Annotated in this window: 13 protein-coding genes; 9 read left to right on the forward strand and 4 right to left on the reverse strand. The window is 77.0% G+C overall.

Features of this window, described 5'->3' with window-relative positions:
- The first annotated feature begins 25 nt into the window (after positions 1–25).
- Genes KPL57_RS37935 through KPL57_RS37975 form a run of 9 tightly spaced genes read left to right on the forward strand, consistent with a single transcriptional unit; the run spans position 26 to position 10,149 of the window.
- Positions 26–1,585, forward strand: a complete 1,560-nt coding sequence (locus KPL57_RS37935; RefSeq protein ID WP_226355331.1) for an ABC transporter substrate-binding protein — start codon at positions 26–28, stop codon at positions 1,583–1,585.
- A complete protein-coding gene (locus KPL57_RS37940) occupies positions 1,582–2,529 on the forward strand; it encodes an ABC transporter permease (protein ID WP_226355332.1) in 948 nt (315 codons plus the stop codon). The genes KPL57_RS37935 and KPL57_RS37940 overlap by 4 nt, the downstream gene beginning before the upstream one ends.
- Positions 2,526–3,347: an ABC transporter permease gene (locus KPL57_RS37945; protein ID WP_226355333.1), complete on the forward strand. Its 822-nt coding sequence runs from the start codon at positions 2,526–2,528 to the stop codon at positions 3,345–3,347. The genes KPL57_RS37940 and KPL57_RS37945 overlap by 4 nt, the downstream gene beginning before the upstream one ends.
- On the forward strand, positions 3,344–4,999 hold the full coding sequence (locus tag KPL57_RS70630) for an ABC transporter ATP-binding protein (RefSeq protein ID WP_226355334.1): 1,656 nt from the start codon (positions 3,344–3,346) through the stop codon (positions 4,997–4,999). Before KPL57_RS37945 ends, KPL57_RS70630 begins: the two co-directional genes overlap by 4 nt.
- The gene (locus KPL57_RS37955) at positions 4,996–6,978 is read left to right on the forward strand and encodes a CocE/NonD family hydrolase (RefSeq protein WP_226355335.1); all 1,983 of its coding nucleotides are present in this window, start codon (positions 4,996–4,998) and stop codon (positions 6,976–6,978) included. Before KPL57_RS70630 ends, KPL57_RS37955 begins: the two co-directional genes overlap by 4 nt.
- Positions 6,975–7,586: a TetR/AcrR family transcriptional regulator gene (locus KPL57_RS37960; protein ID WP_226355336.1), complete on the forward strand. Its 612-nt coding sequence runs from the start codon at positions 6,975–6,977 to the stop codon at positions 7,584–7,586. The genes KPL57_RS37955 and KPL57_RS37960 overlap by 4 nt, the downstream gene beginning before the upstream one ends.
- Positions 7,587–7,635: 49 nt before the next feature.
- Entirely contained in the window at positions 7,636–8,523 is an 888-nt protein-coding gene (locus tag KPL57_RS37965) for a PHP domain-containing protein (protein WP_226355337.1), read from the forward strand.
- Between the two features lie 58 nt (positions 8,524–8,581).
- A complete protein-coding gene (locus tag KPL57_RS37970) occupies positions 8,582–9,463 on the forward strand; it encodes a PD-(D/E)XK nuclease family protein (protein WP_178374327.1) in 882 nt (293 codons plus the stop codon).
- A complete protein-coding gene (locus KPL57_RS37975; RefSeq protein WP_226355338.1) occupies positions 9,460–10,149 on the forward strand; it encodes a hypothetical protein in 690 nt (229 codons plus the stop codon). The genes KPL57_RS37970 and KPL57_RS37975 overlap by 4 nt, the downstream gene beginning before the upstream one ends.
- A 4-nt stretch (positions 10,150–10,153) precedes the next feature.
- On the opposite strand, the gene KPL57_RS37980 is transcribed toward KPL57_RS37975, so the two are convergent.
- The 4 genes from KPL57_RS37980 to KPL57_RS37995 all read right to left on the reverse strand — a co-directional run bounded on the left by KPL57_RS37980 (position 10,154) and on the right by KPL57_RS37995 (position 15,184).
- The gene (locus KPL57_RS37980; protein WP_226355339.1) at positions 10,154–11,488 is read right to left on the reverse strand and encodes an NAD(P)/FAD-dependent oxidoreductase; all 1,335 of its coding nucleotides are present in this window, start codon (positions 11,486–11,488) and stop codon (positions 10,154–10,156) included.
- A gap of 93 nt (positions 11,489–11,581) precedes the next feature.
- The gene (locus KPL57_RS37985; protein WP_178374324.1) at positions 11,582–12,199 is read right to left on the reverse strand and encodes a PadR family transcriptional regulator; all 618 of its coding nucleotides are present in this window, start codon (positions 12,197–12,199) and stop codon (positions 11,582–11,584) included.
- Between the two features lie 46 nt (positions 12,200–12,245).
- The gene (locus KPL57_RS37990; protein ID WP_226355340.1) at positions 12,246–13,499 is read right to left on the reverse strand and encodes a hypothetical protein; all 1,254 of its coding nucleotides are present in this window, start codon (positions 13,497–13,499) and stop codon (positions 12,246–12,248) included.
- 8 nt (positions 13,500–13,507) lie between these two features.
- A complete protein-coding gene (locus tag KPL57_RS37995) occupies positions 13,508–15,184 on the reverse strand; it encodes a DEAD/DEAH box helicase (protein WP_374203833.1) in 1,677 nt (558 codons plus the stop codon).
- Positions 15,185–15,214: the final 30 nt, after the last annotated feature.

Below are 15,214 nucleotides of genomic sequence, written 5' to 3' on the forward strand. Positions count from 1 at the left end.
TTAGTGAACGAGAAGGGGTGGGCGCGTGCCGGTGACACTGACCCGCCGGGCCGCCCTGCGCGGCGGACTGGCCGGGCTGGGACTGGCCGGGCTCGGTGCCGCGGGGCTCACCGGCTGCGGCGGCGCCCCCGCGACGACGGCGATCCCGGAGGCGGGACCGGCCGGACCGGCCCGTCGCGGCGGGCGGATGGTCATCGCCCGGCCGCCCGCGTCCGGGGCCGAGACACTGGACCCCGCGAGCTCGCTGTCGGCCTACGAGTACCTCGGCGCGCTCTACGACCGGCTCGTCGTGCTCGACGACACCGGAGCCGCCGTCCCGGGGCTCGCCGAGTCCTGGGAGTCGACCCCGGACGCGCGCACCTGGCGGTTCCGGCTGCGCCGCGGCGTCACCTTCCACCACGGGCGCGAGCTCACCGCCGCCGACGCCGTCCACACGCTGCGGCGGATCCTGGACCCGGCGACGTCGTCGCCGATGGCCGGGGTGTTCGCCGGGCTGCTGGAGCCGGCCGGGCTGTCGGCCCCGGACCGGTACACGCTGCAGGTCGCGCTGGCGAAGCCCGCGGCCGAGCTCCCGTCGCTGCTGTCGGGCTACCAGTGCGGGGTGCTGCCGGCGTCGGGGGAGATCGGGGTCGGCACCGGCCCGTTCGTGCTCGGCGGGTTCACCCCGGCCGGGCGCGGCAGCGTCACCGCCCACGAGGAGCACTGGGCGGGCCGCCCGCACCTCGACGAGATCGCGTTCGCCTCCGTCGCCGACGCCCAGGCCCGCACCAACGCGCTGCTGGCCGGGCAGGTGCACCTGCTCATGCAGACCAACCTCGACACCGCCACCGCCCGGGTGGTGGCGTCCTCACCGCGCACCACGGTGGCGCGCTCGCGCAACGCCCAGTGGTACACGGTCCCGATGCTCGCGACGGCCGCGCCGTTCACCGACCCCGCGATCCGCGACGCCGTCCGGCTGGCCTACGACCCGCAGGCGGTGCTGGACACGGCGGCGCGGGACGCCGGCGTCGTCGGCGGGGACAACCCGGTCCCGCCCGAACAGCGGGACTGGGTCTCGACGCTGCGCCCGCGCGACCCCGACCGGGCCCGGTCGCTGCTGCGCCGCGCCGGTGCCGAGGGACTGGAGCTCGACGTCTACACCTCGGCCTACGACCCGCTGTTCACCCCGGTCGCGGTCGCCTTCGCCGACTCCCTCGCCGACGCCGGGATCCGCGCCCGGCTGGTCACCGCCCCGGCCGACTCCTACTACACCCAGGTGTGGATGACCCGCCCGCTGTGCGTGTCGTACTGGTTCACCGGCCGCCCGATCGACCAGCTGCTCAACCAGATCTTCCGGTCCGGGTCGTCGTACAACGAGTCCGCCTGGGCCGACCCCCGGTTCGACGCGATGCTCGACGCCGCCCGGGCCGAGACCGACGCCGCCCGCCGTCGCACGCTCTACCAGGACGCCCAGCGCTACGTCGCCACCCACGGCTCCGCGCTCACCCCGATGTTCGCCGACCGCCTGGTCGGCATGTCCCGCGACGTCCGCGGCTACCGCGAGCACGGGTTCGAGTTCGACTACCGCGGGCTGGGGTTCGCATGACCGCCTACGTGCTGCGGCGGCTCGGCGTCTCGGTGCTGACCCTGCTGCTGGCCTCGGTGCTGGTCTTCGTCGCGCTCCAGGCCCTGCCGGGGGACCTCGCCACCCAGCTGCTCGGCCGCGACGCGACGCCCGACGCGGTCGCGGCGCTGCGCGAGCAGCTCGGCCTCGACCGGCCCGCCTGGGAGCGCTACCTCGGCTGGCTGGGCGCCGCGCTCACCGGTGACCTCGGGACGTCGCTGGTCAGCGGGGACCCGGTCACGGCCGACCTGGCCGTGCACCTGCGCAACACCCTGCTCGTCGCCGGGCCCGCGGTGCTCGTCGGGATCCCGCTCGCGGTGGCGCTCGGCGTCTTCGCGGGGCTGTACCGCGACCGCGCGCCGGACCTGGTGATCTCCACGATCTGCCTGGTCGGGATGAGCGTGCCGGAGTTCGTCGTCGCGACCGTGCTGGTGCTGCTGCTCGCGATCACGGTCCCGCTCGCGCCCGCCGTCGTGCTGGACGGGCCGACCGCACCCGTCGCCGACCTGGCCGGGGCGATCTGGCTGCCCGCGATCGCGCTCACCACGGTCATGGCCGCCTACATCGTGCGGATGGCCCGGGCCGGGGTGATCGACACGATGGGCTCGGAGTTCGTCACGACCGCGAGGCTCAAGGGCGTGCCGCGCGGCCGGATCGTCCTCGCCCACGTCCTGCCCTCGGCGCTGCTGCCGACGCTCAACGTCATCGCGGTGAACCTGGCCTGGCTGATCGGAGGAGCCGTCGTGGTCGAGGCGGTGTTCAACTACCCGGGCGTCGGGACGCTGATGCTGCGCGCGGTGCAGAACCGCGACGTCCCGACCCTGCAGGCGGTCGCCGTGCTCGGCGCGGTCGTCTACGTCGTGGTCAACCTGGCCGCCGACCTCGCGGCGATGGCGCTGGACCCGCGGCTGCGGAGCACCCGGTGAGCCGGGCGCCGCTGCTCGTCGGGGTCGCGCTGGTCGGGCTGCACCTGGTGCTCGCCCTGGCCGCGCCGCTGCTGTCGCCGTACTCGCCGGTCGTCAGCGACCCGGCGGCGGCGCTGCAGGATCCGTCCTGGGCGCACTGGGCGGGCACCGACGCCTACGGCCGCGACGTGCTGGCCCGGGTCCTGTACGGCGGCCGGTACGCGCTCGCCGTGTCAGTCGCCGCCACCGTCGCCGCGGTCGGGCTGGGGACCCTGCTCGGCTGCCTGGTCGCCCTGCGCGGCGGCTGGCTCGACGACGCCGTCATGCGCGTCCTGGACGCGGTGCTGGCGGTCCCGCCGGTGCTGGCGCTGCTCGTGGTCGTGTCCGTCCTCGGCGCCGGCCCGGCGGTCGTCGTGCTCGCGGTGACCGTCACCTACGCCCCGGCGGTGGTCCGCGTCGTGCGCGCCGCCGCGATGTCGGTGGTCCGGCTCGACTTCGTCGCCGCGGCCCGGATGCGCGGCGAGCGCACCGGGTCGGTGCTGGTCCGCGAGGTCCTGCCGAACGTCGTCGGGGTCGTCGCGGTGGAGTTCGCGCTGCGCGCGTCCTGGGTGGTGCTGCTGATCAGCTCGCTGTCGTTCCTCGGGTTCGGGGCCGCGCCCCCGACGCCGGACTGGGGGCTCATGGTCGCCGAGAACCGCACCGCCGTCACCGTCGTGCCGTGGAGCGTGCTCGCCCCGATCCTCGCGCTGGCCACGCTGGTCATCGGGCTGAACCTGGCCGCGGACGGGCTGGCGAACCGGTGGGGCGTCGACCGGATGACCGCGGGGGCCCGCCGGTGAGCGCCCCGGTCGCCCGGGTCTCCGGTCTCGGGATCGCCTACCGGGCGGGCCGGGCCGATGTGCCCGTCGTGCGCGGGGTGTCCTTCGCCGTCGAGCCGGGGTGCACCCTCGGCCTGGTCGGGGAGTCCGGGAGCGGCAAGTCCACCGTCGCCGCGGCGCTGCTCGGCCACCTGCGCCGCGGGTCGCGGATCACCGCGGGCACCGTCGCGCTGCACGGCGAGGACGTGTTCGCCGCCGGCCCGCGACGGGTGCGCGCGCTGCGCCGCGGGACCGTCGCGATGGTCGCGCAGAACTCCGGGGCGGTGCTGACGCCGTCGATGCGGATCGGCGCCCAGCTCGCCGAGGCGCTGCCCGAGGGGACCGGCGACCGGGACACCCGGGTCGCGGAGCTGCTCGACCGCGTCCGGCTCGACCCCGCCCTGGCGCCGCGGTACCCGCACCAGCTCTCCGGCGGGCAGCAGCAGCGGGTCTCGATCGCCATGGCCGTCGCGGCCCGGCCGGACCTGCTCGTGCTCGACGAGCCGACCACCGGGCTCGACGTGCTCACCCAGGAGGAGGTGCTGCGGCTGCTGGCCGAGCTCGCCGAGGCCGACGGGCTGGCGAGCGTGCTGGTCAGCCACGACCTCGGCGTCGTGCGGCGGATGGCCGACGAGGTGCTGGTCCTGCGCGACGGCGAGCCCGTCGAGCAGCGCCCGGCGCCGGAGCTGTTCGCCGACCCGCGCACCGCCTACACCCGTCGGCTGCTCGCCTCGGTGCCGCGGCTGACCGACACCGGGCTCGCCGAGGTCGGCGAGGACGGCACCCGCACCGTCCGCGACCGGGCCGCCGGCGCGCCGGCGGGCGACCGCCCGGTCGCGGTGCAGGTCGACGGCGCCCGGATCACCTACGGCGGCACCGTCGCCGTGGAGGACGTGTCGTTCACCGTGCGCCGCGGCGAGGTCCTGGCGATCGTCGGGGAGTCGGGCAGCGGCAAGTCCACCCTGGCCCGGGCGCTGGCCGGCCTCGTCACCCCGGCCGGCGGGACGCTGCGGCTGTGCACCCCGGACGGCGCCCCGGCCGGCGACCTGTCCCGCCCCGCCGGACGGCGGCCGGTCGAGGTCCGCCGGGCCCTGCAGATGGCCTTCCAGAGCGCCGACACCGCGCTGAACCCGCGCCGCACCGTCGGCTCGTCACTGGCCCGGCCGGTCCGGCTGTTCGGCACGGCGACCGGGCGCGCGGGCGTCGCCCGCCGGGTCGCCGAGCTGGTCGCCGACGTGCGGCTCGACGCGTCGTTCGCCGGGCGGCTCCCGGCGCAGCTCTCGGGCGGGCAGCGCCAGCGGGTGGGGATCGCCCGCGCGCTGGCCGGGGACCCGGCCGTCGTCGTCGCGGACGAGGTGACCACCGCGCTCGACGTGTCGGTGCAGGCCTCGGTGCTGGCGCTGCTCGACGACCTGCGCCGCGAGCGCGACCTCGCCGTGCTGCTGATCAGCCACGACCTCGCCGTGGTGCGCGGCCTCGCCGACCGGGTGCTGGTGCTGAGGCACGGCCGGGTCGTCGAGCACGGGCCGACCGCCGAGGTCTTCGCCGACCCGCAGCACCCCTACACCCGCGAGCTGCTCACCGCCGCCCGCTACACCGATCTCGGCAGTCCTGAGGAGACCCCCGCACCATGAGGTACCGCGACGCGTTCCCGCGCCGCACCGAGACCGTCGACGCCTGGATCCCCACCCGCGACGGCACCCGGCTGCACGCCCGCATCCAGCTCCCGGTCGACGCCCTCGACGACCCGGTGCCCGCCCTGCTGGAGTACCTGCCCTACCGCAAGGACGACTGGACCGCGCCCCGCGACGCCGCCCGCCACCCCTGGTACGCCGGGCACGGCTACGCCTCGGTGCGCGTCGACGTCCGGGGCACCGGCGACTCCGAGGGGCTGCTGCTCGACGAGTACACCCCGGCCGAGCTGGCCGACGGCGTCGACGTCGTGGAGTGGCTGGCCGCACAGCCCTGGTGCACCGGCCGGGTCGGGATGTTCGGGATCTCCTGGGGCGGGTTCAACGCCCTGCAGGTCGCCGCGCTCGCCCCCGACGCGCTCCAGGCGGTCGTCACCGTCTGCTCCACCGACGACCGCTACGACAACGACGTTCACTACACCGGCGGCGCCGTGCTCGGCATCGACATGGCGGGCTGGTCGGGCACGATGCTGGCGTTCACCGCCCGGCCGCCGGACCCGGCCGTCGTCGGGGAGCGGTGGCTGCCGATGTGGCGCGAGCGCCTGGAGGCGGCCGAACCGTTCCTGCACCACTGGCTGGCCCACCCCGAGCGCGACGACTACTGGCGGCACGGCTCGGTCTGCGAGGACCCCTCGGCGATCCGGGCCGCGGTGCTCGCCGTCGGCGGATGGAACGACCCGTACCGCGACACCGTGCTCCGCCTGCTGTCCACACTGGACGCACCGGTGCGCGGGATCGTCGGCCCGTGGGCGCACCGCTACCCCGACATCGAGCTGCCGCCCGGCCCCGCGATCGGGTTCCTGCAGGAGACGCTGCGCTGGTGGGACCGCTGGCTCAAGGACGAGCCCACCGGCGTCGAGGACGACCCGCCGCTGCGGGCGTGGATCCAGGAACCGGTCCGGCCCGCCACCACCTACCCCGAGCGCCCCGGGCGGTGGGTCGGCGCCCCGGCCGTCGGGGAGACCGTCCGTGAGATGGTGCTGGGCAGCGGGAGCGAGCCGGTCGTCGTCGCCGCGCCGGACCACACCGGGATCGACGCCGGGCGCTACTTCCCCTTCGGCAACCCCACCGACCTGCCGCCCGACCAGCGCGCCGAGGACGGCCGCTCGGTCTGCTTCGACCTCGGCCCGCTGCCCGAGCGCGTCGAGATCCTCGGCAGGCCGGTGGTGCGGCTGCACCTGGACGCCGACCGGCCCGCGGCCGCCGTCGTCGTCCGGCTGTGCACCGTGGACGACGACGGCGCGTCCACACTGGTCACCCGGGGCGTGCTGAACCTGACCCGCCGCCACGGCCGCGACCGCACCGTGCCGTGGACCCCGGGCGTCCCCGAGACGGTCGAGGTGCCGCTGATGGCGACCGGCTCGGCCGTCCCCGCCGGCGGGCGGCTGCGGGTCGCGGTCTCGCAGACGTACTGGCCGTGGGTGTGGCCGCACCCCGAGCCGGTACGCCTGACGGTCGTACCCGGCCGGAGCTCGCTGACCCTGCCGCTGAACACCGGCACCGACCTCCCGGCGACGACGTTCGGCCCGCCCGAGCAGGCGCCGCCACTGCCGGTGACGACCACCCCGCCGCCGGACCGTCCCGAACGCGAGGTCCTCCACGACGTCGGTACCGGCACCTGGGAGCTGCGCGTCGACCCCCGCTACGGCGGCTCGCGCACCTTCCCCGACGGCCTGTCCTACGCCGAGGACACCCGCGAGACCTACCGGATCACCGACGGCGACCCGCTCTCGGCACGCGCCGAGTCGGCCTGGACGATCGCGATCGGCCGCGGCGACTGGCGGACCGACGTCGAGACCCGCTCGGTGCTCACCGCGACCGCCACCGACTTCGTCGCCGACAGCTCGCTGGTCGCCCGGCACGGCGACGAGGTCGTCGCCGAGCGACGCTGGCACCGCACCATCCCGCGGCGGGGCGCATGAGCGCCCGGCCCGCGCGGCGCCGCCAGCCCACCGAGGTCCGGCGCGCGATGGTGCTCGAGGCGGTCCCGGCCCTGGTCGCCGAACGCGGCGTGCGCGGCACCGGCATCCGGGACATCGCCGCCGCGGCCGGGGTGTCGGTCGGGACGCTGACCTACCACTTCTCCGGGGTCCGGGAGATCCTCGCCGAGTCCCTCACCGTGCAGCTCGCCGCCTACTACGACCCGCTGCGGGAGCGGGCCGCGGCGCTGGCCCCGCGCGACGGCCTGGACCTGCTGCTCGCCGCCTCGCTCGACGAGGAGACCCGGCCGCACTGGCGGCTGTGGTTCGAGTGCTGGCAGGACGGCGTGTGGGACGACGAACGGTCCCAGCACGAGCGCTACACCGGCTGGCACACCGTCCTGCGGGACCTGGTCCTCGCCGGGGTCGCCGACGGCTCGCTGCGCTGCGCGGACCCCGACGGCACCGCGGCCCGGCTCGTCGCGCTGGTCGACGGGCTGGCCCTGCAACGGCTGCGCGGGGTGCCCCCGATGTCGTCGGAGCAGGCGGTCGCGCACGTCCGGACCGCGCTGGCCGACTGGACCGGGTCGTCCCGCCCGACGGGGGAGTAGACGCCCCGTCCGGGGTGCGTCGGCGGTGCGCGGGGCTAGGGTCGGGCGCGTGTCCGTCATCGACCTGCACGCCCACTCCACCGCGTCCGACGGCACCGACTCCCCGGCCGGGCTGGTCCGGGCGGCCGGGGCCGCGGGGCTCGACGTCGTCGCGATCACCGACCACGACACCACCGCCGGGTGGGCCGAGGCGGGGGCCGCGCTGCCGGCCGGTCTCGCGCTGGTGCGCGGCGCGGAGTTCTCCTGCCTGAGCCCGACCGGCCGCACGGGCGAGCCGCGCTGCTCGGTGCACCTGCTCGGCTACCTGTTCGACCCGGAGCACGCCGCGATCGTCGCGGAGCAGGAGCGGCTCCGGTCCGAGCGCGTGCAGCGGCTGGAGACGATGATCGGGCGGATGGCCGCCGACGGGTACCCGGTCGACGTCGACACCGTGTTCGCGCACCTGCCCGAGGGCGGCAGCGCGGGCCGGCCGCACCTGGCCCGCGCGCTCGTCGCGGCCGGCGTCGTCGGGTCGGTCGACGAGGCCTTCGCCGAGTTGCTGCACAACGACAGCCCCTACTACGTGCCGCGGGCCGACACCCGGGTCGAGACGGCCGTCGAGATGATCGTCGCGGCGGGCGGGGTCGCGGTGTTCGCGCACCCGCTGGCCCGCAGGCGCGGTGTGGTCGTGGAGCCGTCGGTGCTCGTGGACCTCGTCGGCTGGGGGCTGGGCGGGATCGAGGTCGACCACCCGAACCACGCCCCGGCCGACCGCGAGCTGCTGCGCGGGATCACCGCCGAGCACGGCCTGCTCGCGACCGGCTCCAGCGACTACCACGGCACGAACAAGACGACCCCGCTCGCCGAGGAGACGACCGACCCGGAGGTCTACGCGGCACTGACCGAACGGGCCACCGGCGTCCCCGTGCTGCACGGCGGATCCGGCGGCACCGCGTGACGGTGCGTCGCCGGGAGTGATCGACGGTCGGTGACCGTCCGGGAGTACCGTGGCGCCCATGGCCCGGACCACCGCTCCCGCCACCGGGACCCCGGACGGTCAGCTCGGCCTGGACCTGCTCGACCCCGGCTTCGGTGCGACCGCGCTGCACCGGGTCACCCCGGCCCGGCTCGACACCTGGGACGCCTGCCCGCGCCGCTACCGGATGCTGCACGTCGACCGGCCGGCCCCGCCGCGGGGCGGCGGGTTCGCCCACACCACGCTCGGAGCGGTGGTGCACCTAGCGCTGCGGTCGCTGGCGGCCCTGCCCGCCGAGCGGCGCACCCCGGAGCAGGCCGCGTCCCTGGTGGACCGGCACTGGACCGGCGAGGGGTTCGCCGACGACGCCCAGGCCGCCCGGTACCGCGAGCGCGCCCGGGACTGGCTGGCCGCCGCCGTCGACGGCCCGGCCGGGCGGGACGAGCCGCTCGCCGTCGAACGGTGGGTGCGGGCCCCCGCCGGGCCGCTGCTGGTCGAGGGCCGGGTCGACCGGATCGACGCGCGCGACGGCGAGGCCGTCGTCGTCGACTTCAAGACCGGGCGCCGGGTGCCGACCGCGGCCGACGCCGCGGACTCCCGGCAGCTCGCGCTCTACGCCGTCGCCACCGCATCGGTGTTCCGCCGCCCCTGCCGCACGGTCGAGCTGCACCACGTGCCGACCGGGACCGTCGCCGCGCACACCCACGACCAGGCCTCCCTCGACCGGCACGTCGCCGCGGCCGCGGAGTCCGCCGACGCCGCCGCCGGGGCGACGACCGCGCTGGCCGACGGCGGCGACGCCGACACGCTCTTCCCGGCCCGCACCGGTGCGCACTGCGGGACCTGCGCGGTCCGCCGGAACTGCGCTCCGGGCCGCGCCGCCGTCCCGGAGCCGCGACCGTGGGACCTGCTCGCCCCGTGACCGCCGACCCGCAGTTCCCCGGCCCGCCGCCCCGCGGCCGCCCCCCGCTCCCGCCCCGCCCGCCGGGCGCGCCCGCCCCGTACCGCGCCGGGCCGTCGCACGGACGCCCGCACCCCGGCCCCGACGGCTACGGCCCCCGCCCGCCGGTCCCGCCGTCCGGCCCGCCCGGGCGCCGCGGCGGCGTCGGGCCCCCGGCGGGTCCGCGGCCCACCGAGGTCCTGCCCGAGTCCCGCCGCGCACCGCGCCGCGGCGACGCCGGGTCGCGCCGCGGGATGTCCTCCGGCGCGGGCGAGCCGCCGCGCGCCGACGAGCACCCCGCCGCCCGCGCGCCCGGCCGGCGGGCCGACCGCCGCCGCGCCGAGGAGGGCGAGCGGCGGGCCCGGCGCCGCACCCCCGGACCCGACGTCGACGGCGCCGGGGCCCGGCTGCTGCGCGGCCTGGCCGGGGTGCTCGCCGGCGGGCTGGTCGTGCTCGCGCTCGGGCTGGTCGTCGTGGAGTGGGTGGCCGGGAACAGCGGGGTCCCCGGGCCCGGCTCCGGCGCGATCGTCGCGCACGTCGGGGCGGCGGTCGTCGCCGTCGTCGGCCAGGTCGTCGCGGACCGGCGGCGGGACCGCACCGGGCTGCTCGCCGCGCTCGGGGTGGTCGTGACGGCGTCGTTGGTGCTCGGGTTCGGCTGGTTCCTGTAGCCGCTCAGGCGCGCTCGGAGTCCCTGACGCGCTGCATGCCGCGGGCCAGCCGCCGGCGCAGCGCGGGGACCCGGTTCACCAGGCGCAGCCCGGTCCGCTGCGCGGCGGTCCCCAGCGCCCGCGCGACCGGGCCGCGGTCGGAGTCGTCGTGCATCTGCTGCAGCGACTCGCGCACCGCGACGGCCGAGTAGCGGCGCATCTCCGCCTCGTAGCCGCCGACGGCGGTGCGCAGGTCGAGGCCGCCGTCGTGCACCCGGACCAGGCGTTCGCCCAGCTCACGGGCATCGCGCAGGGCGGTGTTGGCGCCGGCGCCGCGGCCGGGGGTCATGGTGTGCGCGGCGTCGCCGAGCAGCGTGACCGGGCCGGGCTCCCAGTGCGGCAGCGGGTCGGAGGTGCGGATGTCGATCCACAACGCCGACGCCGGGTCCGACCGGTCGAGCAGCGCGCGCCAGCGCGGGTCCCAGTCCGCGGTGACCTGCTGCGCCAGGGTGAGCAGAGCGGAGCCGTCCGCGGACACCGCCCGCCCGCCCGGCAGCACGGTGTGCGAGACGGTGACGCCCCACGAGACGAAGTCGTCCGTCGGGTCCCCGGCCAGCCCGGGCCAGCCGCGCAGCGCCGCGGCGCGGGCCGGGTCGGTCCCGGGGCGCGGGACGCGGTCGGCGTCCCAGGGCATCCGCATGACGTGGGTGATCCCCATCGTCCCGGTGCGGCCGAACACCAGGGCCATGCCGTCGGCGCCGGGCAGCAGCGCGGTCGTGGCGGCGTCGAGCGGGGCGCGGCCGCCGATCGCGACGAGCCCGGTGGAGGTGTGGCCCGCACCGGGCAGGAACCGTGCGCGGACCCGGGAGTGCGCGCCGTCGGCGCCCACGAGCAGGTCGCCGGTGACCGTGTCCCCGTCCCCGGTGCGGACGAGGACGGTGCCGTCGTCGCGCACCTCGTGGTCGACGTACGGGCTGCCCCAGCGCACCGTGTCCCCGATGCCGGTCAGCAGCACCCGGCGCAGCGTGGTGCGGCTGACGTTGAACTCCTCGGCCCCGCCGCCGGGCATCTCGGCGAACGGCAGCGACAGCAGCTCGCGGTACTGCTCGGTGCACATCAGCAGCCGGTCGTACGACGCGGCCGTGGTCGCCTCGAACACCGTGTACAGCTCCGCGGGCAGGCAGGCCCGCAGGGCCCGGGAGCCGTCGGGGGAGATCCCGACCCGGTAGCCGCGCAGCCCGGCCGGCCGCGGGTCGGTGTCGCGTTCCAGGACGACGACCTGCGCCCCGGCCCGGTGCAGTCGCTGGGCCAGGCACAGGCCGCCGGTACCGGCACCGGCGACGATCACTCGGACGGACATGGTGGACCTCCGTGTCGGAGCAGGGCGGATCGCGGCCGGTCGCGGACGCGACGGCCGTGCGTGCGGTGCGGCCGGGACGCGCCCGGCGCCCGGTCAGGGGCGGTCGGGCGGTGCGGTGCCGCTGCGCGCGGCGGCCAGGCGCAGCAGCTCCTCGCGGTTCCAGGTGAGGCGGCCGGAGCGGACGTCGTCGACGAGCGCGGCGACCCAGGAGGTCTCGGCCTCCAGCATCGCGATGGTGTACCCGAGCTCGACGAGCACGACCCACGGCAGCAGGCCCGCGACCGCGTCGTGGCTCGCCCGGGCGCCGGCCAGCCGTCGTCGCAGGGTGCCGAGGCGGATCTCCACGGCCGCGGCGGCGTCGGCCGGGGTGAGCTGGGGCAGGTGCGCGAGGCCGACGACGAACTCGGGGAACTCCGGCCGCGGCACGGCCAGCATCTCCCGGGTCCACTCCTCGGCGGTCTCGCGGCCCGCGTCGGTGACCGCGTACAGGGTGCGTTCCGGGCGGGCGGTCTCCCGCTCGGTGGTGTGCTCGACGATCAGGCCGTCGCGCGCGAGACGGTCGATCGTCTTGTAGAGCTGTGACCGCTGCCCGACGTTGACCACGTCGTCCTTGCCGCGCTCGCGGACGAGCTGCTGCACCCGGTAGGGGTGCATGGGCTCCTCGGTGAGCAGGGACAGCACGGCGAGGGCCAGGCCGGACCGCTGCGTCATGGTGTCGACGATACTAGTGTCGAAGACACTATGGCAATGGTGCGGCTCAGCCGGTGGGCCCCAGCACGACGAGCTCGTCGCCGCGCAGCTCGACCAGCAGGGCGCCCTGGGCGGCGAGCAGGACCGGCGCGGTGACCGGGCCGCGGTCCACCGGCAGGGTCCGGGCGACGACGCCGGTGGCCGGGTCGACGTCGGCGATCCCGCCGGGGACGGGCACGAGCAGCCGGTCGCCGTAGCGGGTCCCGGGGCCGAGCGTGCCGGGCAGGCTCCAGCGCGGCTGGAGGCTGCGGGTGTCCAGGGCGACGGTCGCGCCGCCGGTCCACCAGTAGCGGCGCTGGTCGTCGGCGGTGGTGCGGGCGACACCGTCGGCGGGGGCGGCGACCGTCGCGCCCGCGTCGACCGGGAACTCGCCGATGCTGCGCCCGGACCGGTCGTAGAGGGCCAGGCGGGGTGCACCCGGGAGCAGGACGGCGACGCGCTCGGACGACGCGGCGACCACCTGGGCGCCGTCGGTCCCGGTGACCGACGACGAGTCGAACGCGGGCCGGTCACCCTCGGTCCCGCTGGGGCGCAGCACCGTCAGCCGCTCGGACGGCTCACCGGGGCAGCGCTCCAGGATCGCGGCGCGGTCCTCGGCGGCGGCGAAGGAGCGGAACGTGCACCCCGACCGCGGCTGCGAGCCGGGCTCCTCCAGTGCGCGCACCGTGCCGTACTCGGCGGTGCGGACCAGGTCGGAGCGGAAGGTCTCGACGTAGTCCTGGCCGGTCGCGAGCACCGGGTCCTGGCCGATCAGCCGGGTGCCGGGCCGGGCGTCGAGGGTCCGGGCCGGTCCACGGGCCCCGGAGTCGGGCTGGAGCGTGGACAGCTCGGAGCAGTACTCGTCGTTGCGGTAGAGCGCGAGCACGCGGCCGTCGGCGAACCCGGTGGTGCACAGCGGCAGGTCACGCTCGTAGCTCCAGCGCTCGGCGCCCGTGCGGGCGTCGTGCCCGGAGACCCGCGACCCCTCGGCGACGACGACGCCGTCCCCGACCGCCAGCGGCACCGGCGTGTCCGGGCTGGCCGCCCGCCACAGCTCGGTGAACCCGTCCGGGACCGGGCCGACCGGCGGCGGCGGGGTGGGCGCGGTCACGGCCGTCACCGACTCGGTGTTCGCGGCCGGGCTCTGCACGGCGTAGAGCACCGCGACCCCGGCCACCAGCAGCACGAGCACCGCGGCGACCAGTCGGTCGCCGCGGTGTCGTCGTTCGGCGGGGACGCCCGGGAGCGGGAGCCGGTCCCGCAGGGGTCGGCCGCGCAGCACGCGTGGTGTCAGCTGGCGGCCGCGTCGGCCCCGTCGGAGGACTCGCCGCCGCCGGGTCCGCGCCGCGACCCGCCGCGGCGACGACGGCGGCGCGGCTTGGCCGCCCCGCCCTCGGCCGACGCGCCGGCCTCCGGCCCGTTCTGCGGGGCGCCCTCGGCGGAGCCCGCGGAGGCGGCACCCTCGGCGGCGCCCTCGGCGGGGGCCGAGGCGCCCGCCTCGACCGCGACCCCGCCGCGGGTCCGGGAACGGGAGCGGTTGCGCCGCGGGCGGCGACCGCCCTCGTCGCCGTCGCCGTCGCGGCTGCCCTCGCGGCCGCCGCCGTCGCGCCCGGCGCCGTCACGACGGCTGCCGCGCGGCTTGCGGGCGCCCTGGTGGTCGCCCTCGGAGTCGATGTACTCGGCGTCGAGCCCGGCGCGGGTGCGCGCGGACAGCGGGAGCCGCCCGGACGCCGTCGTCGGGATGTCGAGGTCGGTGAACAGGTGGTCCGAGGTCGAGTAGGTCTCGACCGGCTCGTCGATGCCCAGCGACAGGTCGTCGGAGATCATCTTCCAGCGCGGGGTCTCGTCCCAGTCCACCAGCGTGACCGCGACGCCCTCGCGCCCGGCGCGGCCGGTGCGGCCGATCCGGTGCACGTAGGTCTTCGCGTCCTCGGGGCACTGGTAGTTGATGACGTGCGTGACGCCGGTGACGTCGATGCCGCGGGCCGCGACGTCGGTCGCGACCAGCACGTCGACCTTCTCCGCGCGGAACGCGCGCAGCGCCTGCTCACGGGCGCCCTGGCCGAGGTCACCGTGCACCGCGGCGGCGGCGAAGCCGCGCTCGGCGAGGTCGTCGGCGACCCGCTGGGCGGTCCGCTTGGTCCGGGTGAAGATCATCGTCAGGCCGCGGTCCTTGGCCTGCAGGGCCCGGGTGACCAGCTCGACCTTGTCCATCGCGTGCGCGCGGTAGACGAGCTGCTTGGTCCGCTCGTGGATGGAGCCCTGGTCGGCCTCCTCCGCGCGGATGTGCGTCGGGCGGGTCAGGAACGCCCGGGACAGCTGCACGATCGGGCCCGGCATGGTCGCCGAGAACAGCATCGTGTGCCGCTCCTCGGGGAGCATGCGCAGGATCCGCTCGACGTCGGGCAGGAAGCCCAGGTCCAGCATCTCGTCGGCCTCGTCGAGGACGAGCGCCTTGACCCGGCCGAGGACCAGGTGGCGCTGCTCGGCGAGGTCGAGCAGCCGGCCCGGGGTGCCGACGATGACGTCGACGCCCTTGCGCAGGGCCTCCAGCTGCGGCTCGTAGGCGCGGCCGCCGTAGATGGCGACGACGCGCACGCCCAGGTTCTTGCCCGCGGCGGCGATGTCCCGGGCGACCTGCACGCACAGCTCGCGGGTCGGGACGACGACGAGCGCCTGCGGGACGTCCTTGGTGCGGTCGGCGGCCTCGCCCTCGGCGGTGGCCGCGGCACGCTCACCGGGCGGGGTGATCCGCTGCAGCAGCGGGACGCCGAAGCCCAGCGTCTTGCCGGTGCCGGTGCGGGCCTGACCGATGACGTCCTCGCCGGCGAGCGCCAGCGGGAGGGTGAGCTCCTGGATCGCGAACGTGCGCACGATGTCGTTCTCCGCGAGCGCGGAGACGATCTCGGGCCGGACGCCGAGCTCGGCGAAGGTCGGGGGGAGCTTCTCGCCGCCGGGGTTGGTCACGCCGAGCGGGGTCTCGCTGGGGGTGATGCC

Source organism: Pseudonocardia sp. ICBG601, from assembly GCF_020496245.1.